We start from the raw sequence: 17955 nt of genomic DNA on the forward strand, positions 1-17955 counted from the left end.
GCTGATCCTCCCGTAGCCGTCGACGGCTCCGTATCGTCAGTCGGGATGAGCTTCACATCAGCTAGTGATCGGACGCGGGCCGGATGGTCGCATCAGAGCTGGCTCCGGATCTCGCGCAGCCCGCTCGCGACCTCGTCGGCCAGGTGGAGCCGGAGGCCGCGGTGGACGCCGTACCAGGGGGATAGGCGGGCCCAGTCCTTGGAGCGCTCGACCAGATCCGGGGCAGGCCGGTAGGTCTCGAGGACGCCTGCGCGCACTGCTTCCGGCGCGCCGTTGAGCGGCCAGCAGAGGTCCAGCGCGGGGTCGCCGATGACAGCGTCGGTCCAGTCGATGATGCCGGTGATCCGGCCGTCGGCCGTGAGGATGTGCTCCGGTCCGAAGTCGCAGTGGATCAAGGAGGTCCGGACCTCTGCGACGCGGTCGAGCAGCTGCGCGGCCCGGTCGTGGACCTCGGCCGGGAGCAGCGGCACGATCTGCGACCGGAACTCCGCCAGCTCGGCCGTCTTCGCGGCTGTGGCGGTCGCTGCGTCGAGTGCGCCGTACGCCACGGCCTCCACCGGGTCGACGCCGTGCAAAGCCTTCAGGAAGGCGCCCAGCGCCCGTCCTATTTCCACGTCCCCGTCCGCCAGCGGTTCACCGGGAAGCGTCAGATGCCGTACACCGTCTGCTGTCCGCTCGGGTACCGGTACCGGAAGGGGCAACTGCGGGCCGAGCCAGGGGAGAAGCGTGACCTCGGCGAGCAACCGGGGCCGGACCTCCGGGCGACGCGGCGCGCGATGGATCCACGGGCCGTCGATCCAGGCGCGGCTGTCCCACCCTTCGAGGATCGTCATACCAGGCTCCGGACGTACGCACCCAGCAGCCCGACGCTGTCCGGCATGAACGCCCACTCGTCGAACTTGGTCACCAGCTCGGCCGGCGACATCCACGCGCCCCACGCGACCTCCTCCGGCTGATGCCGCACCGGACCGTCCCAGACGCAGGTGTACAGGTACGCGTGGTACCGCGTGTTCTCGTCCGCGTAGTCGCCCTCCGGCAGCCGCTTCAGCTCCACGCCCGCGATCCCGAGCTCCTCCTCGAGCTCCCGTACGACGGCATCGAACGGGTCCTCGCCCGCCGCCACCACGCCGCCCGCGGCGAAGTCGTAGCGGCTCGGGTAGACGTCCTTGGTCGGCGTCCGCCGGTGCACGTAGATGTCACCGGCCGGATTTCGGACGAGTACGCCGGTCGCCGAGTGCCGCAGGTTGTCGCGACGCATGACGGACCGCGGCGCCGCCCCGATCACCTGGTTGCCGTCGTCCAGCAGCGCCACCAGTTCGTCCGTCGAGCCGTTCATCCGGGCAGTCTCACACGTAACCCTGTGGACACAGCAAACACTTTCGTCGCCGGTACCGCGTAGGCTCAAGTCCATGAGTGTTCGGCGGATCATGGGTACCGAGACCGAGTTCGGGATCTCGGTGCCGGGCCAGCCCGGGGCGAACCCGATGCTGACCTCGAGCCAGGTGGTGAACGGCTACGCCCAGACGCAGCCGCTCGCGCGCAAGACCCGGTGGGACTTCGACGAGGAGCACCCACTACGGGACGCGCGCGGCTTCGACCTCAGCCGGGAGGTGGCGGACTCCAGCCAGCTCACCGACGAGGAGACCGGCCTGGCGAACGTGATCCTCACCAACGGCGCCCGGCTGTACGTCGACCACGCCCACCCGGAGTACTCGGCGCCCGAGACGACGAACCCGCGGGACGCGGTGGTCTGGGACAAGGCCGGCGAGCTGGTGATCATGGAGGGCGCGCGGCAGGCCCGGCTGATCCCCGGTGCGCCGCAGCTGAACCTCTACAAGAACAACGTCGACAACAAGGGCGCGTCGTACGGTGCCCACGAGAACTACCTGATGCGCCGGTCCACGCCGTTCGCGTCGATCGTCCGTCACCTGACGCCGTTCTTCGTGAGCCGTCAGGTGGTCACCGGCGCCGGCCGGGTCGGGATCGGCCAGGACGGCGCCACGCACGGTTTCCAGATCAGCCAGCGCGCGGACTACTTCGAGGTCGAGGTCGGGCTGGAGACCACGCTGAAGCGGCCGATCATCAACACCCGCGACGAGCCGCACGCGAACCCGGACCGCTACCGCCGCCTGCACGTCATCATCGGCGACGCGAACCTGTCCGAGATCTCGTCGTACCTGAAGGTCGGCACCACGTCGCTGGTGCTGGCGATGATCGAGGACGGCTGGCTGACCGACGACCTCGGCGTCGACCGCCCGGTGACCGCCCTGCACGAGGTCAGCCACGACCCGACCTGCACGCACCTCCTGACCCTGAAGGACGGCCGCAAGATCACCGCCGTCCAGCTGCAGACGGAGTACCTGGAGCAGGCGCGGAAGTACGTCGAGGACAAGTACGGCGACGACGCCGACCGGCAGACCAAGGACGTGCTGCACCGCTGGGAGCAGCTCCTCGACCAGTTGGCGCTGGACCCGATGAAGTTGTCGGACCAGCTCGACTGGGTGGCGAAGTACAAGCTGCTCCAGTCGTACCGCGACCGCGACGGGCTGGACTGGGACGACCCGAAGCTGCACCTGGTCGACCTGCAGTACGCCGACCTGCGCCCGGACAAGGGGCTCTATTACAAGTTGGTGAAGTCCGGGCGGATGCAGCGGATCGTCACCGACGAGGAGATCCGGATGGCGGTCGCGCACCCGCCGACCGACACCCGGGCGTACTTCCGCGGCCGCTGCATGCAGCAGTACGCGCCGCAGGTCGCGGCCGCCTCCTGGGACTCGGTGATCTTCGATCTGCCGGGCAAGGAATCGCTGCAGCGGATCCCGACGCTGGACCCGCTGCGCGGTACCAAGGCGCATGTCGGAGCACTTCTTGACCAATGCGACACCGCCAGTGACCTGGTTCGCACCATTACTGGGGGTGCGGCCGGGTAGGGTCGCTAGTGAAGGTCGATTTGGGCGGCCTTCCCAGCGGTTCTAGGAGGTGGCCAGATGGCGAAGGACGGCGGTCAGCAGCACAAGCAGCCGAAGCGTTCGTCGACCGAGGAAGAGGTCGAGCAGGTCGAGGCGTCCGAGGACGTCCAGGAGCGGAAAGAACGGCTCGACGAGGACGTCGACTCGATCCTGGACGAGATCGACGAGGTTCTCGAGGAGAACGCCGAGGAGTTCGTCCGCGGATTCGTGCAAAAGGGTGGGGAGTGAACCGCTCGATGACTTCTGATGCCTCCGGCCGGCTGCCGGAAGCCTTCCTGACCCCGGGTGGCTCGTCGTTCATGGACTTCCTGGCCGGGCACGCGCCCGACCTGTTGCCCGGACGGCGGTCGCTCGGGCAGGGCGACCTGTCCAGCGAAGTCCCGCACGGTACGACGATCGTCGCCGCCACCTTCCCGGGTGGTGTCGTGATGGCCGGCGACCGGCGGGCCACGATGGGCAACATCATCGCCCAGCGTGACATCGAGAAGGTGTTCCCGGCCGACGAGTACTCGGTGGTCGCCTTCGCCGGCTCGGCCGGTTTCGGGATCGAGATGGTCCGGTTGTTCCAGGTCGAGCTGGAGCACTACGAGAAGCTCGAGGGCGCCACGCTGAGCCTGGACGGCAAGGCGAACCGGCTGAGCGCGCTGATCCGCGGCAACCTGCCGATGGCGATGCAGGGCCTCACCGTGGTGCCGCTGTTCGCCGGGTACGACGTGGACCTCGAGGGCGGCCGGATCTTCTCCTACGACCCGACCGGCGGGCGGTACGAGGAGACCCACTTCTACAGCGTCGGCTCGGGCTCGCTGTTCGCCCGCGGCGCGCTGAAGAAGCTGTACCGCGCGGACCTGTCCGAGACCGACTGCGTGACGGTGACGATCCAGTCCCTGATCGACGCGGCCGACGACGACTCGGCGACCGGCGGACCGGACATGCTACGGCGGATCTTCCCGGTGGTCGGTGTGGTCACCGCGGCCGGTTACCGGCGGCTGCCCGAGGACGAGGTGGCGGCGCTCGTCGACGCCGTCTGGCACCAGCGGCACGAGCGCCCCGACGGCCCGGCCACGGCGTCCCTCACCTGACACCTGCCCTTCGACTGATTAGAGGACGACACCTTCGATGAGCGTTCCGTTCTACGTCTCGCCCGAGCAGCTGATGCGGGACCGGGCCGATTTCGCCCGGAAGGGCATCGCCAAGGGCCGCAGCGCGATCGCGCTGCAATATGCCGACGGCATCCTGTTCGTCGCGGAGAACCGCTCGCCCGCGCTGCACAAGGTGGCCGAGATCTACGACCGGATGGCCTTCGCCGCCGTCGGCCGGTACAACGAGTTCGAGAACCTGCGGATTGCCGGCGTCCGGCTGGCCGACATGCGCGGGTACTCGTACGACCGGCGTGATGTCACCGGGCGCGCGCTCGCGAACGCGTACGCGCAGACCCTCGGTGCGATCTTCTCCTCCGGCGGTGAGAAGCCGCTCGAGGTGGAGATCCTGGTCGCCGAGGTCGGCGCGAATGTGAGCGACGACCAGATCTACCGGCTCACGTACGACGGCTCGATCGCCGACGTCCAGGGGTACGCCGTGATGGGCGGCCCGGCCGACACGGTCGCGGAGTACATCGGCGAGCATTTCCAGGAGGGCATCTCGCTGGCCGGTGCGCTCCGGCTCGCGGTCGACGCCCTCGGCCACGACGGCACCGAGGTCCGGCAGCTGACCCCGGACCAGCTCGAGGTCGCGGTCCTGGACCGGACCCGGTCACAGGTGCGCAAGTTCAAGCGAATCTCCGAGCAGACGCTCGAACGCATTCTGTCGGAGTCCCACCCGGCAACCGACGACGAGGGCTCCGACGGCGGAGGCTCCGACGACGAGGGCTCCGACGGCGGAGGCTCCGACGACGAGGGCTCCGACGGCGGAGGCTCCGACGACGCGGGCTCTGGCGGCGGGAGCGGCGCGGACGGCGCGGCCACGGCCGGGGAGTCTTCGGCGAAGACCGAGGACGCCGGGTCCACCGAGACTCCGGTTGCTCCGCCTTCCGACGATGGCGACGTACCGGTCGCCCCGCCAGAAGACCCCGACGGCAACCGTCCGCTGTGACGGACCGGATCGAGGACTCAGCTGCCACCGAAAACGTGGCGGCTGAGTCGTCTGTGGGGTCGTCCGCGGGGTCGTCCGCATCGAGCGCGGCGCAGGCTGGGGGCGCGGCGTCCAGCCGCGCGTCGGGGGTGGCGTCGATCGACCCGGCGTCCGGTCGCGCGTCGGCGGCGGTGCCGGCGGATCCGGCGCCGTGGGAGTTGTTGGGGGAGGAGCTGGGGTTCGAGCGGTTCCTGTCCGTCCGGCTGCGGCGGTACCGGATGCCCGACGGGCGCGAGGTCGAGTGGGACGTGTTCGGCCGCGAGGCCGGGATCAACGCCGGCGTGACGGTGCTGCCGTTGACGCCGGAGGGGCGGATCGTGACGATCCGGATGTTCCGGGCCGGACCGGACAGCGTGGTCACGAACCTTCCCGGCGGTCTCGTCGAGCCTGGCGAGGACGTCGCCGTGGCGGGCGCGCGGGAGCTCGAGGAAGAGACCGGCTACACCTGCGAGACACTCGACGTGGTCGGCTGGCAGTGGTCCGGCGCGTCCTCGACGTTCCGCAAGTACGTCGCAATTGCCCGCGGCTGCCGCCCCGACGGCAAGCAGCAGCTGGACGAGGCCGAGGACTGCGTACCGGTCGAGCTGACCGTCGACGCCTTCCGCGCGGAGCTCCGCAACCCCGGCGCGATGACCGGCATCGACGCCGCCTACCTGGCCCTGGACCACGCCGGCCTCCTCTGACGATCGGGTTGCCCCCTCACGTGGAGGGTTGCCCCCTCACGTGGAGGGTTGCCCCCTCACGTGGAGGGTTGCCCCCTCACGTGGAGGGTTGCCCCCTCACGTGGAGGGTTGCCCCCTCACGTGGAGGGTTGCCCATTCACGTGGAGGGTTGCCCAGTGAAAATCTGAATGGGCAACCCTCCAGCTGAGTGGGTATGTGCGCGGGGCGCGCGGCGGCGGGCTGGCGAACCCTCGCCGTTCGACGAGCGGGCCGCCCTCGGCAGCAACTCGGCGGACGTGCGGTCCCTGCCTGCGCCGAGGTCCTCCGCCGCGCGCAGGGCTGCGGTTGACGGAAGGGCTTGCCGGGACGGGATCACGAAGCCTCCACTGGCCCGCCGGATACGGTCCAGCAACGCGCCGTGCCCATGGGTGGAGACAGGAAACCGTGCGAGGAGACCTGCAATGCCAGGTCCGCAGGCACCGTTCCTTGTGTCCGGTCCCGACCGCCGACCCCCGACCGCAGACCCCCGACCCCCGATCGCCGACCCCCGACCGGCTGTGGCGGAGGCCCTCGGAGTCGGGCTGTCGCGGGACCTCTGACGGGATATCCTGGAGCCGGACCGCGACTGGCGTTGAGGTGGACGAACCACCGGGGAACGGTCTGCCATCCGGCTTCGCCGCGCGCCTGGGCACCTTCGAACTCTGAGGAGTGCGCGCATGAGTGCTGAGCTGATGATCGGTACCGACCTCGCCGCCGGCATGGTGGCCACGGCGGCGGAGCGGGCGAGTGCCCTGCAGGAGAAGTACGGCGTGCAGCCGTGTCTGGCGACCGTGCTGGTGGGTGACGACCCGGCGTCGGCGACGTACGTGCGGATGAAGCAGAACCGGTCGAAGAAGGCCGGCATCGCGTCCCGGAGCGTCGTCCTGCCGGCCTCGACGACCACGGAAGAGCTGGTCGCGGAGATCACGAAGCTGTCCGAGGACCCGTCGGTACACGGGATCCTGCTGCAGCACCCGGTGCCGGCGCAGATCGACGAGCGGGCCGCGTTCGAGGCGATCGACCCGGCCAAGGACGTGGACGGCGTCACGATGCGGTCGTTCGCGGCGACGGCGTTCGACAGCCCCGGATTCCGCTCGGCCACGCCCGGTGGGATCCTGCGGTTGCTGGCGGCGTACGACGTACCGCTGGAGGGTGCGCATGCGGTGGTGATCGGCCGCAGCCCGATCCTCGGGAAGCCGGCCGGCATGTTGCTGCTGGCATCGAACGCGACCGTCACCTACGCGCACTCCCGGACCCGGGATCTCAAGGATCTGGTGCGGACCGCCGACGTGGTGATCGCCGCGGTCGGCAAGCCGAACTTCGTTCGCGGCGACTGGCTGAAGCCGGGCGCGGTGGTCGTCGACGCCGGGTACAACGAGGGCAACGTCGGCGACGTGCACTTCGCCGAGGCGGTCGAGGTCGCACGGCTGATCACGCCGGTCCCGGGCGGTGTCGGCCCGATGACGCTCGCGCTGCTGCTGGAGCAGACTGTCGACGCCGCTGAGACGGCTGTCCACTCTCTGACTGCTCTGAACTAGGGTTGGGGGAGACGAACTAGGAGGAGAGACGTGGCGGTACGCGCGATCCGGGGCGCCACCCAGCTGGACGTGGACGAGCGCGAGCACCTGCTCGAGCGGTCCGCGGAGCTGGTGAAGGCGGTCCTGGAGGCGAACGATCTGGAGAACGAGGATCTGATCAGCATCCTGTTCACCGTCACGTCGGACCTCCGATCGGAGTTTCCGGCGGTCGCCGGCCGGCAGATCGGGCTGACCGACGTACCGCTGATGTGCATGCAGGAGATCCCGGTGCCGCACGCACTGCCGCGCGTCGTCCGGCTGATGCTGCACACCGAGACGCCGCGCTCGCGGGACAAGATCCAGCACGTGTACCTGCACGGCGCGGTAGCTCTCCGCCCGGACCTGACCGGCGCCCAGTGAGTGGACTGACAGGCCCGGTCCGGATCGTGGGGACCGGGTTGATCGGGACGTCGATCGGGCTGGCGCTGGCCCGGCTGGGCGTGGTCGTGGAGCTCGTCGACGGGAACCCGGACAACGCGCTGATGGCCGAGCGGATCGGGGCCGGTTCGCGGCTGGTGCAGATCGAGCCGCAGCTCGTCGTGGTCGCCGTACCGCCGGACCACGTCGGAGCCGTCGTCGCCGAGCAGCTTGCGCAAACCAGCGCTGTGGTGACGGACGCGGCGAGCGTGAAGAGCAAGCCGCTCGCGGACGCGCGCAGCCTGGTGCAGGACGTCAGCCGGTACGTCGGAAGCCACCCGATGGCCGGCTCCGAACGCAACGGCCCGCTGGCCGCGCGCGCCGACCTGTTCGACGGTGCGACCTGGGCGATCACCCCGCACGACACCAGCGATCCGGAGGCCGTCGATCTGGTACGGCGGCTCGCCGAGGCCTGTGGTGCCCGGACGGTCGAGATGTCCGTCGCGGACCACGACCTCGGTGTCGCGCGCGTCTCGCACCTGCCGCACCTGATGTCCGCGCTCGCGGCCGGGACGCTGGCCGACGCCCCGTCCTCGCACCTCGAACTGTCCGGCCAGGGCGTCCGCGACGTCACCCGGATCGCGGCCGGCGACCCGAGACTGTGGACCCAGATCGTGTCCGCGAACTCGACCGCTCTGACCGGCCTGCTGGAGCAGATCCGCGGCGAGCTCGACCGGCTGCTCGTTGCCCTTGGCAAGGAAGAGGCCGGTGAGGAGCTGACCGCGATCCTCGGCCAGGGGGTGTCCGGCGCGATCCGGGTGCCGGGCAAGCACGGCGCCCCGCACATCGACCTGGTGACGGTCCTGGTCACGATCCCGGACCGCCCCGGCCAGCTGGCGAAGCTGTTCGCCGACGCCGCCGAGTCCGGCGCCAACGTCGAGGACCTCCGCATCGACCACAGCCCCGGCCGCCCGGTCGGTGAAGTCGAACTCTCGGTCAAACCCGGCACCGTGGACCAGCTGGTCGACGTACTGACTGACCGCGGGTGGGTAGTCCACACCTGAACTGTCCCCGTGCGACGGTAATCTTCGGGCATGATCATCGCTGTGGACGGGCCGAGCGGCTCCGGTAAGTCGAGTACCGCCCGCGGAGTGGCCACCCGGCTCGGACTGCGGTACCTGGACACCGGTGCGACGTACCGCGCGGTGACCTGGTCGGCGGTCGAGCGCGGGCTGGACCTGGACGACACGGCGGCGGTCGCGCAGCGTGCGCGGGACCTGGAGCTGGAGGTCAGCACCGACCCGGGCCGGCAGTTCGTGGTCGCCGACGGGACAGACATCACGGCCGCGATCCGGGAGCCCGGGATCAGCGAGGTGGTGTCGAAGATCGCGACCAACCTGGACGTCCGCCACGAGCTGATCCGGCGCCAGCGGGCGATCATCGACGACGCCCAGGAGACCGGCGGGATCGTCGTCGAGGGCCGCGACATCGCCACCGTGGTCGCGACCGACGCCGAGCTGAAGGTGCTGCTGACCGCCGACCAGGACGCCCGGATGGCACGCCGCGGCGCCGAGGTCAGCTCGTTGACCGCGGACCAGTTGCGGGACCAGATCGTCCGCCGGGACGCCGACGACTCGACCGTGTCGGAGTTCCAGGTCGCCTCCGACGGCGCGGTCACCATCGACTCCACCGACCTGACCCTTGAGGAGGTCATCGACGTGATCAGCCGACTCGCAAAAGAGACCTCCGCTCAAGGTCGGGAGCTATGACGGCGGAGGTCACCGGGCACAAGGACCTGCCCCGTACCGACGATCTGCCGGCGCTGCCGTACCGCTTGGCGCTGCCGATGCGGACGCTGGCCAAGCCGTACTTCTTCCGCAAGTACCACCTGACCATCCACCACCAGGACCGGTTCCCGCTGACCGGTCCGCTGCTGATGACGCCTAACCACCTGAGCCTGCTGGACGCGCCGCTGCTCGGGGCGGTCGCTCCGAGGATGCTGCACCAGCTCGGGAAGATCGAGGTGTTCGGCGGTTTCCAGGGCGCGTTCCTGCGCCGGGTCGGGCAGATCCCGGTCGACCGGTCGGCGTACGACATGCTCGCCGTCCGCCGGTCGATCCAGGTCCTGCGGGACGGCCGGGTGCTGAACGTCTACCCGGAGGGCACCCGCGGGCCGGGCGACTTCGGCCGGATCCGGCTCGGGGTGGCGTACCTGGCGATGGTCACCGGCGCGCCGATCCTGCCGGTGGCGCTGATGGGTACGCGGTTGCCGGACGGCGGCGTGGAGCGTCATCCGCCGACCGGAAGCCGGATCGACGTGGTGTACGGCGAGCCCTTCTCGGTCGAGCGCGTACCCTTTCCCAGGAGACATTCCGACGTACAGGCGGTCGCCGACCAGATCGGTGACGTGCTGCGCGCCCACGTGAAGGCGGCCGTCGAAGAAACCGGCCACCCGCTTCCGGGCTGGCGAGACCAGAGGGACCCCCATGACTGACCTGCCCACCGAACTACCGACGCACGACCGTGACGACACGGGACCGGTCCCCGTGCTCGCGATCGTCGGCCGGCCGAACGTGGGCAAGTCCACGCTGGTCAACCGCATCATCGGCCGCCGCGAGGCGGTCGTGGAGGACACCCCGGGCGTCACCCGGGACCGGGTGTCGTACGACGCCAACTGGGCCGGCCGCGAGTTCACGGTCGTCGACACCGGCGGCTGGGACCCGGACGCGGTCGGGATGGCCGCGCTGGTCGCGGCGCAGGCGGAGGTCGCGATCAACGCGGCCGACGCGGTGCTGTTCGTGGTCGACGCGGTGGTCGGCATCACGGACGCCGACGAGGCCGTCGTCCGGGTGCTGCGCAAGTCCGGGAAGCCCGTCGTACTGGCCGCCAACAAGGTCGACGACCAGCGGATCGAGTCCGAGGCGATGAACCTCTGGGCGCTCGGCATCGGCGAACCGTTCCCGATCTCGGCCATGCACGGCCGCGGGACCGGTGACATGCTGGACGCGATCCTGGCCGCCCTGCCCGACGCGCCGGCGGAGCGCGACGAGGCGCCCGGCGGTCCGCGCCGGGTGGCGATCGTCGGCAAGCCGAACGTCGGCAAGTCCTCGCTGCTGAACAAGGTCGCCAAGGAGGACCGGGTCGTCGTCAGCGACGTCGCCGGTACGACGGTGGACCCGGTCGACGAGCTGATCACGCTGAGCGGCACGGAGTACCGGTTCATCGACACGGCCGGCATCCGGCGCAAGGTGAAGAACGTCCAAGGTCACGAGTACTACGCGTCGCTGCGGACCAACGCGGCGATCGATCGGGCCGAGGTCGTGGTGGTGGTGATCGACTCGTCGGAGTCGATCACCGAGCAGGACCTGCGGATCATGAACGCGGTCGAGGAGGCCGGCAAGGCGCTGGTGATCGCGTACAACAAGTGGGACCTGATGGACGACGAGCGGCGCTACTACCTGGAGCGCGAGATCGACCGCGACCTGGTGCAGTTCCGCTGGGCGCCGCGGGTGAACGTCAGTGCCCTCACCGGCTGGCACATGGACAAGCTCGTCCCGGCCATCGAAGCCGCCCTCGAAGGCTGGCAGACCCGCGTCCCCACCGGCCAGCTGAACGCGTTCCTCGGCCGCCTGGTGGCCGCCCACCCGCACCCGGTGCGCTCCGGCAAGCAGCCGAAGATCCTGTTCGGCACCCAGGCCACCACGATGCCCCCGACCTTCGCGATCTTCACCTCCGGCCAGATCGAGGCGTCCTACCAACGCTTCATCGAACGCCGCCTCCGCGAGGACTTCGGCTTCGTCGGCAGCCCCATCCACGTCCAAATCCGAGCCCGCCAAAAGAACAAGAAACGCTGACCCAACCCAGTAAGAACCACCCCACCGAATGCTGTAGGGTTTACCCCGGTCGGCTGTTCGGGCGGACCATTCGGGCTGTGGCGTAGCTTGGTAACGCGTCTGGCTGGGGGCCAGAAGACCGCAGGTTCAAATCCTGTCAGCCCGACTTGATGAGGGGCACCGAAATTGTCGGTGCCCCTCTTTAGGTTTCCCCCATGACGACATCGGGAGATCGGCGAACCTGGGACGACGACGACCTGCGCCGAGCGGTCGAAGACAATCATTCGTGGCGCGGCGTTGCTCGGGCCCTCGGCTTGAAAGGCACGTCGGCGGGCACCGTACGAGCGCTCAAGAAGCACGCTGAGCGGCTTGCCCTGGATACACCGCACTTCACGGGTCAACGACAGTGGTCCGACCGGAAGCTGCGTGAGGTGATGCGTGACGCCACCTGCTGGTCGGATGTGATCGCCGGGCTTGGAGTCAGCGATGGCAAGGAGTCCCGGGTCCGCATCAAGGGGCACGCCGTTCGGCTGGGTCTGGACTGCACGAGTCTCCGGCCGTCCCAGCCGTCGCGCCCGGCTGACGAGCTGCACATGCTGCCTGTGCGCCCGGAGATGCTGCGGGCTGCCGCTCCGGCGCTGGCGACGGCCTGGTTCACACTCCATGGCTGCGCTGTCGCGCTACCGATGGAGCCGGAGGTGTACGACCTCTTGGTGACCACGAAGAACGGCATCCAGCGTGTTCAGGTCAAGAGCTCGGAGCGACCGGGCCGCGGTGGCCATTGGGAAGTCGGGATCGGGCGCCGTCCGTACGTGCTGGACAAGTCGGCGACCAAGATGCCGTACGACCCGGACGACATTGACCTGTTCTTCATCGTCCTCGGTAACGGAAGCATGTACCTGATCCCGAGCGGGGTGCTGGCGGGGCGAATTCGCATCTATGTAGACACCTACGCGTCGTACCGAGTTGCCGATGCGTCGGGGCTGGTTCGTGACGGGGCGTCAGCAGGCACTGACGCCCCGCGGCGGGTGTCAGCGTACGCCTGCGAGTTCGTCGGTTCGCGGGGTCTCGTCGACCCGAAGGTTTTCGCCTTCGATGTCTACGCGGGGAGTCAGGCGGTCTAGCCACTTCGGGAACCACCAGGCGCGGTCGCCGAGGAGGCTGAGGATGGCGGGGACGAGGGTCATCCGGACCACGAAGGCGTCGATGAGGACGCCGATCGTGAGGCCGAAGCCGATCGCCTTGATGATCGGGTCGTGGACGAGGATGAAGCCGGCGAAGACCGAGGCCATGATCAGAGCGGCGGCGGTGACGACGCGGGCGCCGTGGCCGAGGCCCTGGACGGTGGCGTCGTTCGCGTGCCGGCCGTGCACGAACTCCTCGCGGACGCGGGACACGATGAAGACCTCGTAGTCCATCGCCAGCCCGAACAGGATGCCCATCATGATGATCGGCAGGAAGCTCACCAGCGGGCCGGGGGAGTCGACGCCGACCAGCTTCGCCAGGTGCCCCTCCTGGAAGACCGCGACCGTGATCCCGAACGTCGCCCCGATCGTCAGGACGAACCCGAGCGTCGCCTTCAACGGCACCAGCACGGACCGGAACGCCAGCAGGAGCAGCAGGAACGACAACCCGATCACGACGAACAGGTACGTCGGCAACGCGTTGGACAGCTTGTTCGACACGTCGACCCCGACCGCGGTGTTGCCGGTGACGGAGATCTCGGCGCCACTCGTGGTGAGCGGGTGCACCGCCGATCGCAGGTTCTTCACCAGATCGGCAGTCTCCGAGCTGGCCGGCCCGCTCTTCGGGATCACCTGCAGCAGCCTCGTCGTGTGGTCCGCGCTGGCCGCGGCCGGCTGTGCCGCGACCACGTCGGGCAGCCCCTGCGCCTTGGCGAGCACCTGCTGTACGACGGCTTCGGACGTCGCCGCATCGTTGCTCTTCACAACGACCACGAGCGGCCCGTTCGCGCCCGGCCCGAAGGCCGCCGCGGTGAGGTCGTACGCGACCCGCTGGTTCGTACCGGCGGCCGCCGACGCGCCGTCCGGCAACGCGAGCTGCATGTTCTTCGCCGGGATCGCAAGCAGCCCGAGTCCGATGATGCCGACGGCAACAATTGGTACCCGGAGGCGAGTGACGAGACGTCCCCAACGGAATCCGAAGCCCTCGACGGGTGCAGCCGCGGTCGGCGACTTGCGCAACTTGCGCGGCAGTACCCGGTTTCCGACGAAGCCGAGCAGCGCCGGCAGCAACGTCAGCGCGACCAGTACGGCGGTCAGCACCGTCGCCGCCGCGGCCAGTCCCATCGCGGTCAGGAACGGTACGCCGACCACCGACAGCCCGGCCAACGCGATCACCACGGTCGCCCCGGCGAACAGCACCGCTGACCCGGCCGTCGCCGTCGCCCGCGCGACCGACTCCTCCGGATCCATGCCCTCACCCAGCTGCGACCGGTGCCGTGAGCTGATGAACAGCGAGTAATCGATGCCCACCGCGAGCCCGAGCATCAACGCCAGGATCGGCGCCGTCGAGGACACGTCGGTGAACGCGGTCACGACGAACAGCCCGGCCATCCCGGCCAGTACGCCGAGCAGCGCCGTCACCAGCGTCATCCCGGCGGCGACCAGCGACCCGAACGTGACGACCAGTACGACGGCCGCGACCGCGACGCCGATCACCTCGGTCGCACCGATCTCCGGGACGCCGGGCTTGATCTGGCCACCTGGCACCACCTGGAGGTCGCCCGTGCTCAGCGCGCTGAGTCCGTCGTACCCGTCGCTGCTCTCGTGCGACAGCTGGTCGGCCGGCTTGTCGAACTGGACGCTGATCAGCCCTGTCGTGCCGTCCGGACTGATCGCCTTGCTGGTGAACGGGTCGATCGCGGCGACCACCTCGGGGACCTTCGCGGCCTTGGCGACGGTGGTGCCGACCGCGGCCTTCACGATCGGGTCGGCGAGCGTCTTGCCCGCCGGCGCTTTCACGACGATCGTCGCGGACGCGCCGCTGGCGGCCGGCAGTTCGTGCTTGAGGGCGTCGAGCGCGCGCTGCGACTCGGTGCCGGGGATCGAGAACGTGTTCGCGGTCTTGCCGCCCAGGGTCAGGGCACCGACACCCAGCACCACGAGGAACAGCGCCCACAGCGCGGCGACCAGGCGCCGGCGCTGGTACGAGAACCGGCCGAGCCGGTAGAGCAGATTGGCCATCGGGAGGTGCGTCCGTTTCAGGTCGGTACGGCGTACGGGCAGAAGTGATCACCCCGCGGCGGCGGGAGAGTCGGGGTAGGGCGTCAGGCGCGGCGGAGGAGGAGTCTCCGCAGGGCGGTGTCGCAGAGTCTTCGGAGTTCGTCGTCGGTGCGTTCGCCCGGGTAGCGGCACTCGCCGAGCAGGCCGTTTACGGCGAACTTGGCGAGGTCGCGGTCGAGCGGGTCGTCGGAGCCGGCGAGGTACTCGGTGAGCTGGATGCCGTCGGCGACCAGGCCGGCGATCTCCGGCACGTTCTCGATCACCGGGATGACGTCCTGGATCACGTCCATCACCCCGCGGTGCTGGACCGCCAGGTCGGTGAAGCGCCGGATCGCGAACTCCTGCGCCTCGGACCGGCGGACTTCCGCCAGCTGCTCGACCAGCGCGGCCACGTCCGCGGCGGCGGGTTCGAGGACGGCGGCGAGGACGGCGGGCTTGCCGCTGAAGTGGTACAGCACCGTCGCCTTCGAGCAGCCGGCCGCGGTGGCGATGTCCTGCAGTGACGTCGCGTTGTAGCCGGCCGCCTGGAACAGGTCCATCGCCTGACGCACGATCTCGCGCCTGGTCCGCTCCCGGGCTGGGGTGGTAACTGCCATGTCATGCAGCTTGACTGACCGATCGGCCAGTTTTCAACCGATCGGTCAGGATTGTGTCCCGGTTCACGCCATGGCCTCGATTTGCTTGCGGTGTAATCCTGTAATTCAGGAGGCGAGGCGGATGCCTGAAGACGATGTGCTGGACGCTTACTCCCGAGTGGTCTCGGGGGTGGCCGAACACCTGATCCCGCGGGTCGCGAGCCTGCGGATCCACAGCCGGCGCGGCGACTCGTCCGGCTCCGCGGTGGTGCTGACCGGCGACGGCCACCTGCTCACCAACGCCCACGTGGTCGGCGGCGGCACCGAGGCGTCGGCGGAGTTCGCGGACGGTACGACGGCGCAGGGCCCGGGTGGTCGGCATCGACCGGCTGTCGGATCTCGCCGTACTGCGGGCCGACCGGGACGTCCCGGATCCGCCGGAGTACGGCGACGCGGACCACCTCAAGGTCGGGAACCTGGTCGTCGCGGTGGGCAACCCGCTGGGTCTGGCGGGCAGCGTGACCGCGGGCGTGGTGAGCGCGCTCGGCCGGTCGTTGCCGGTCCGCAGCGGTGCCGGCAACCGGATCATCGAGGACGTCATCCAGACCGACGCCGCGCTGAACCCGGGCAACTCCGGCGGCGCCCTTGCCGACGGCAACGGCCGGGTGATCGGCATCAACACCGCGGTCGCCGGGATCGGGCTCGGCCTCGCGGTCCCGATGAACCCGACGACCCGCCGGATCATCTACTCGCTGCTCCACGACGGCCGGGTGCGCCGGGCGTACCTCGGTCTGGTGAGTACGCCGGCGCCGTTGCATCCGGCATTGGCCGAGCGCTTCGCCCAGCGCACCGCGCTGCGGGTGGTCGAGGTGATCCCGGCCAGCCCGGCCGCCGCCGCGGGACTTCGGCAGGGTGACCTGGTGCTGGCGGTGAACGGCGTACCGCTGCGGGATGCGCAGTCGTTGCAGCGGCAGTTGTTCGAGGACGCGATCGCGCGGCGTACCGAACTGACGGCGATCCGGAACAACGCGCTGGTCGACGTGATCGCCTATCCCGCGGAGCTCACCGACTGATCGGGGCCCGGAGGAGTACGCAGGTACCAGGCTTGAGTGGAGCGTTCGGGAAGCTGAAGTCGCGGGTCACCTCGGTGAACCCGAAGCTCAGGTGGAGGTCGAGGGTTGCGCCGTTCGCGACGTTGGCGAAGTAGTAGACCTCGTCCGCGCGCTCCGCGGTCCAGCGGATCCGCTCCTGGGTGAGCAGCTCCCCGATCCCGTGCCGCCGGTGCTCGGGCGCGACGATCAGCCCGATCAGGTAGTACCCGCCGGGGGCCGTGTTGGGTGGGTCGGTGGGGGAGATCTGGTGCCGGAGCACCAGGGCGTACCCGACGACCTCACCGTCGATCTCGGCGACCACGGTGTACCGGTCCGGACGCTCCAGGTCCGCGACCAGCCGCGCCCGCCGTACGTCCACCGGCCCACCGGTCCGCGACACGATCAACTCGGCACACCGGGTCAGATCCGCGTCCACCGCCGCCCGCACCACAACGTCGACCACCTGCCGCCCGGCCCCCGGCCGATACTCCGCAAATCCGCTCATACCCGCCACCCTAGGATCAGCCCGGTGGACGAGCGCGCTGGCGGTCGTCCACCAAGACCCCGACGTGCGGTGACAGGTAGGAGTCGTGGAGCGTGGCCCAGCCGTGGTTCTCGAACACGGCTACCAGCCGCGCTCGCGCCATTCGGCGACGTTGGGGCGTTCGGTGCCGAGGGTGGTGTCGGAACCGTGGCCGGGGTAGACCCAGGTTTCGTCGGGGAGGGTGCCGAAGACCTTGGTCTCCACGTCGTCGATGAGCGACGTGAAGCGGGCCTTGTCGCCCTGGGTGTTGCCGACGCCACCGGGGAACAGGGAGTCGCCGGTGAACAGGTGCGGTGCGCCGTCCGGGTCGTCGTACACCAGGGCGATCGAGCCGGGGGTGTGGCCGACCAGATGGATCACGCGCAGGCTGCACCGGCCGACGGCGATGTGGTCGCCGTCGTCGACGAGCTGGTCGGTCGGGACCGGGATGCCCTCGGCGTCGTGGCGGCCGGCGACCGTGGTGGCGCCGGTACGGGCGACGACCTCGGCCAGCGCCTCCCAGTGGTCCTGGTGGCGGTGCGTGGTGATGACCCGCGCCAGGCCCGCCTCGCCGATCAGGCGGAGCAGGGTGTCCGCCTCGTTCGCGGCGTCGATCAGGACCTGCTCGTCGGTCTGCCGGCAGCGCAGCAGGTAGGCGTTGTTGTCCATCGGCCCGACGGCGACCTTGGTGATCATCAGCTTGGCCAGCTCGTGGGTCTGCGCCGGTCCGCCGACCTTGACGTTTCCGTGGTACTCGGACATCTCGCCTCTCCCTGAAACTCGGTGACACCGCAGATCCTTGCACCTCCGGCCGGGTTGGATCGAGCACGGCCGACGATCGAATATACTTTCGAAGCAGTCGCCGGATCAGGCAGCGCATCCGGCGGCGGAAGTTTTTGTCGGTGGGCCTCGTTAGCATGACCGGGCATGCCGGAGAACCGTCCGGAAACCCTCGAG

At 69.6% G+C, this 17955-nt stretch carries 19 protein-coding genes, 1 tRNA gene and 1 riboswitch; of the genes, 14 read left to right on the top strand and 6 right to left on the bottom strand.

Going from position 1 to position 17955, the window contains the following annotated elements:
* Positions 1–92: 92 nt before the first annotated feature.
* Positions 93–833, bottom strand: coding sequence for a phosphotransferase (locus JOF29_RS18385; protein ID WP_209695402.1), 741 nt, complete (start codon positions 831–833; stop codon positions 93–95).
* The gene (locus JOF29_RS18390) at positions 830–1336 is read right to left on the bottom strand and encodes an NUDIX hydrolase (protein ID WP_209695403.1); all 507 of its coding nucleotides are present in this window, start codon (positions 1334–1336) and stop codon (positions 830–832) included. The genes JOF29_RS18385 and JOF29_RS18390 overlap by 4 nt, the downstream gene beginning before the upstream one ends.
* A 73-nt stretch (positions 1337–1409) precedes the next feature.
* Here JOF29_RS18390 and dop point away from each other — a divergent pair, with 73 nt between their 5' ends.
* The 13 genes from dop (at position 1410) to JOF29_RS18455 (ending at position 12688) form a co-directional block, all read left to right on the top strand.
* The gene (gene dop / locus JOF29_RS18395; protein ID WP_209695404.1) at positions 1410–2930 is read left to right on the top strand and encodes a depupylase/deamidase Dop; all 1521 of its coding nucleotides are present in this window, start codon (positions 1410–1412) and stop codon (positions 2928–2930) included.
* Positions 2931–2987: 57 nt separating this feature from the next.
* A complete protein-coding gene (locus tag JOF29_RS18400) occupies positions 2988–3197 on the top strand; it encodes a ubiquitin-like protein Pup (protein ID WP_130448384.1) in 210 nt (69 codons plus the stop codon).
* Between the two features lie 8 nt (positions 3198–3205).
* Entirely contained in the window at positions 3206–4048 is an 843-nt protein-coding gene (gene prcB / locus JOF29_RS18405; protein ID WP_209695405.1) for a proteasome subunit beta, read from the top strand.
* A 37-nt stretch (positions 4049–4085) separates the two neighbouring features.
* Positions 4086–5057 (top strand): proteasome subunit alpha, encoded by a 972-nt coding sequence (gene prcA, locus JOF29_RS18410; RefSeq protein WP_245357651.1) that lies wholly within the window; start codon positions 4086–4088, stop codon positions 5055–5057.
* Positions 5054–5779 carry an NUDIX hydrolase gene (locus JOF29_RS45385; RefSeq protein WP_209695406.1) on the top strand — a complete coding sequence of 242 codons (726 nt, stop codon included), beginning with the start codon at positions 5054–5056 and terminating at the stop codon, positions 5777–5779. Before prcA ends, JOF29_RS45385 begins: the two co-directional genes overlap by 4 nt.
* Positions 5780–6369: 590 nt before the next feature.
* Positions 6370–6455: riboswitch (ZMP/ZTP riboswitch) on the top strand.
* A 19-nt stretch (positions 6456–6474) separates the two neighbouring features.
* Complete coding sequence (locus tag JOF29_RS18420) at positions 6475–7335, top strand: bifunctional 5,10-methylenetetrahydrofolate dehydrogenase/5,10-methenyltetrahydrofolate cyclohydrolase (RefSeq protein ID WP_209695407.1); 861 nt, start codon at positions 6475–6477, stop codon at positions 7333–7335.
* Between the two features lie 30 nt (positions 7336–7365).
* A complete protein-coding gene (aroH, locus tag JOF29_RS18425) occupies positions 7366–7734 on the top strand; it encodes a chorismate mutase (protein WP_184832232.1) in 369 nt (122 codons plus the stop codon).
* Positions 7731–8795 carry a prephenate dehydrogenase gene (locus JOF29_RS18430; protein ID WP_209695408.1) on the top strand — a complete coding sequence of 355 codons (1065 nt, stop codon included), beginning with the start codon at positions 7731–7733 and terminating at the stop codon, positions 8793–8795. Before aroH ends, JOF29_RS18430 begins: the two co-directional genes overlap by 4 nt.
* 30 nt (positions 8796–8825) lie before the next feature.
* Positions 8826–9500, top strand: a complete 675-nt coding sequence (cmk, locus tag JOF29_RS18435; RefSeq protein WP_209695409.1) for a (d)CMP kinase — start codon at positions 8826–8828, stop codon at positions 9498–9500.
* Positions 9497–10225 (top strand): lysophospholipid acyltransferase family protein, encoded by a 729-nt coding sequence (locus JOF29_RS18440; protein ID WP_209695410.1) that lies wholly within the window; start codon positions 9497–9499, stop codon positions 10223–10225. Before cmk ends, JOF29_RS18440 begins: the two co-directional genes overlap by 4 nt.
* Positions 10218–11585, top strand: a complete 1368-nt coding sequence (gene der / locus JOF29_RS18445; protein WP_209695411.1) for a ribosome biogenesis GTPase Der — start codon at positions 10218–10220, stop codon at positions 11583–11585. The genes JOF29_RS18440 and der overlap by 8 nt, the downstream gene beginning before the upstream one ends.
* Positions 11586–11656: 71 nt before the next feature.
* A tRNA-Pro gene (locus tag JOF29_RS18450) sits at positions 11657–11730 on the top strand.
* 49 nt (positions 11731–11779) lie between these two features.
* On the top strand, positions 11780–12688 hold the full coding sequence (locus JOF29_RS18455) for a group I intron-associated PD-(D/E)XK endonuclease (protein ID WP_209695412.1): 909 nt from the start codon (positions 11780–11782) through the stop codon (positions 12686–12688).
* On the opposite strand, the gene JOF29_RS18460 is transcribed toward JOF29_RS18455, so the two are convergent.
* Both JOF29_RS18460 and JOF29_RS18465 read right to left on the bottom strand, forming a co-directional pair.
* Positions 12596–14770 carry an MMPL family transporter gene (locus tag JOF29_RS18460; protein WP_209695413.1) on the bottom strand — a complete coding sequence of 725 codons (2175 nt, stop codon included), beginning with the start codon at positions 14768–14770 and terminating at the stop codon, positions 12596–12598. The genes JOF29_RS18455 and JOF29_RS18460 overlap by 93 nt on opposite strands.
* Before the next feature lie 83 nt (positions 14771–14853).
* Positions 14854–15405: a TetR/AcrR family transcriptional regulator gene (locus JOF29_RS18465; protein ID WP_209695414.1), complete on the bottom strand. Its 552-nt coding sequence runs from the start codon at positions 15403–15405 to the stop codon at positions 14854–14856.
* Between the two features lie 350 nt (positions 15406–15755).
* Here JOF29_RS18465 and JOF29_RS18470 point away from each other — a divergent pair, with 350 nt between their 5' ends.
* On the top strand, positions 15756–16457 hold the full coding sequence (locus JOF29_RS18470) for a S1C family serine protease (RefSeq protein WP_307863443.1): 702 nt from the start codon (positions 15756–15758) through the stop codon (positions 16455–16457).
* On the opposite strand, the gene JOF29_RS18475 is transcribed toward JOF29_RS18470, so the two are convergent.
* The gene (locus tag JOF29_RS18475) at positions 16447–16980 is read right to left on the bottom strand and encodes a GNAT family N-acetyltransferase (RefSeq protein ID WP_209695415.1); all 534 of its coding nucleotides are present in this window, start codon (positions 16978–16980) and stop codon (positions 16447–16449) included. The genes JOF29_RS18470 and JOF29_RS18475 overlap by 11 nt on opposite strands.
* Positions 16981–17100: 120 nt before the next feature.
* Positions 17101–17760 carry an MBL fold metallo-hydrolase gene (locus JOF29_RS18480; protein ID WP_209695416.1) on the bottom strand — a complete coding sequence of 220 codons (660 nt, stop codon included), beginning with the start codon at positions 17758–17760 and terminating at the stop codon, positions 17101–17103.
* Positions 17761–17955 lie beyond the last annotated feature (195 nt).

The sequence above is a fragment of the Kribbella aluminosa genome (assembly GCF_017876295.1).
Taxonomy (GTDB): domain Bacteria; phylum Actinomycetota; class Actinomycetes; order Propionibacteriales; family Kribbellaceae; genus Kribbella; species Kribbella aluminosa.

What these genes read in the sequence shown, in the direction of transcription:
- JOF29_RS18385 (WP_209695402.1), bottom strand. Translation starts at nt 833, where the DNA reads ATGACGATCCTCGAAGGGTGGGACAGCCGCGCCTGGATCGACGGCCCG.
- JOF29_RS18390 (WP_209695403.1), bottom strand. Translation starts at nt 1,336, where the DNA reads ATGAACGGCTCGACGGACGAACTGGTGGCGCTGCTGGACGACGGCAAC.
- dop (WP_209695404.1), top strand. Translation starts at nt 1,410, where the DNA reads ATGAGTGTTCGGCGGATCATGGGTACCGAGACCGAGTTCGGGATCTCG.
- JOF29_RS18400 (WP_130448384.1), top strand. Translation starts at nt 2,988, where the DNA reads ATGGCGAAGGACGGCGGTCAGCAGCACAAGCAGCCGAAGCGTTCGTCG.
- prcB (WP_209695405.1), top strand. Translation starts at nt 3,206, where the DNA reads ATGACTTCTGATGCCTCCGGCCGGCTGCCGGAAGCCTTCCTGACCCCG.
- prcA (WP_245357651.1), top strand. Translation starts at nt 4,086, where the DNA reads ATGAGCGTTCCGTTCTACGTCTCGCCCGAGCAGCTGATGCGGGACCGG.
- JOF29_RS18420 (WP_209695407.1), top strand. Translation starts at nt 6,475, where the DNA reads ATGAGTGCTGAGCTGATGATCGGTACCGACCTCGCCGCCGGCATGGTG.
- cmk (WP_209695409.1), top strand. Translation starts at nt 8,826, where the DNA reads ATGATCATCGCTGTGGACGGGCCGAGCGGCTCCGGTAAGTCGAGTACC.
- JOF29_RS18440 (WP_209695410.1), top strand. Translation starts at nt 9,497, where the DNA reads ATGACGGCGGAGGTCACCGGGCACAAGGACCTGCCCCGTACCGACGAT.
- der (WP_209695411.1), top strand. Translation starts at nt 10,218, where the DNA reads ATGACTGACCTGCCCACCGAACTACCGACGCACGACCGTGACGACACG.
- JOF29_RS18455 (WP_209695412.1), top strand. Translation starts at nt 11,780, where the DNA reads ATGACGACATCGGGAGATCGGCGAACCTGGGACGACGACGACCTGCGC.
- JOF29_RS18460 (WP_209695413.1), bottom strand. Translation starts at nt 14,770, where the DNA reads ATGGCCAATCTGCTCTACCGGCTCGGCCGGTTCTCGTACCAGCGCCGG.
- JOF29_RS18465 (WP_209695414.1), bottom strand. Translation starts at nt 15,405, where the DNA reads ATGGCAGTTACCACCCCAGCCCGGGAGCGGACCAGGCGCGAGATCGTG.
- JOF29_RS18475 (WP_209695415.1), bottom strand. Translation starts at nt 16,980, where the DNA reads ATGAGCGGATTTGCGGAGTATCGGCCGGGGGCCGGGCGGCAGGTGGTC.
- JOF29_RS18480 (WP_209695416.1), bottom strand. Translation starts at nt 17,760, where the DNA reads ATGTCCGAGTACCACGGAAACGTCAAGGTCGGCGGACCGGCGCAGACC.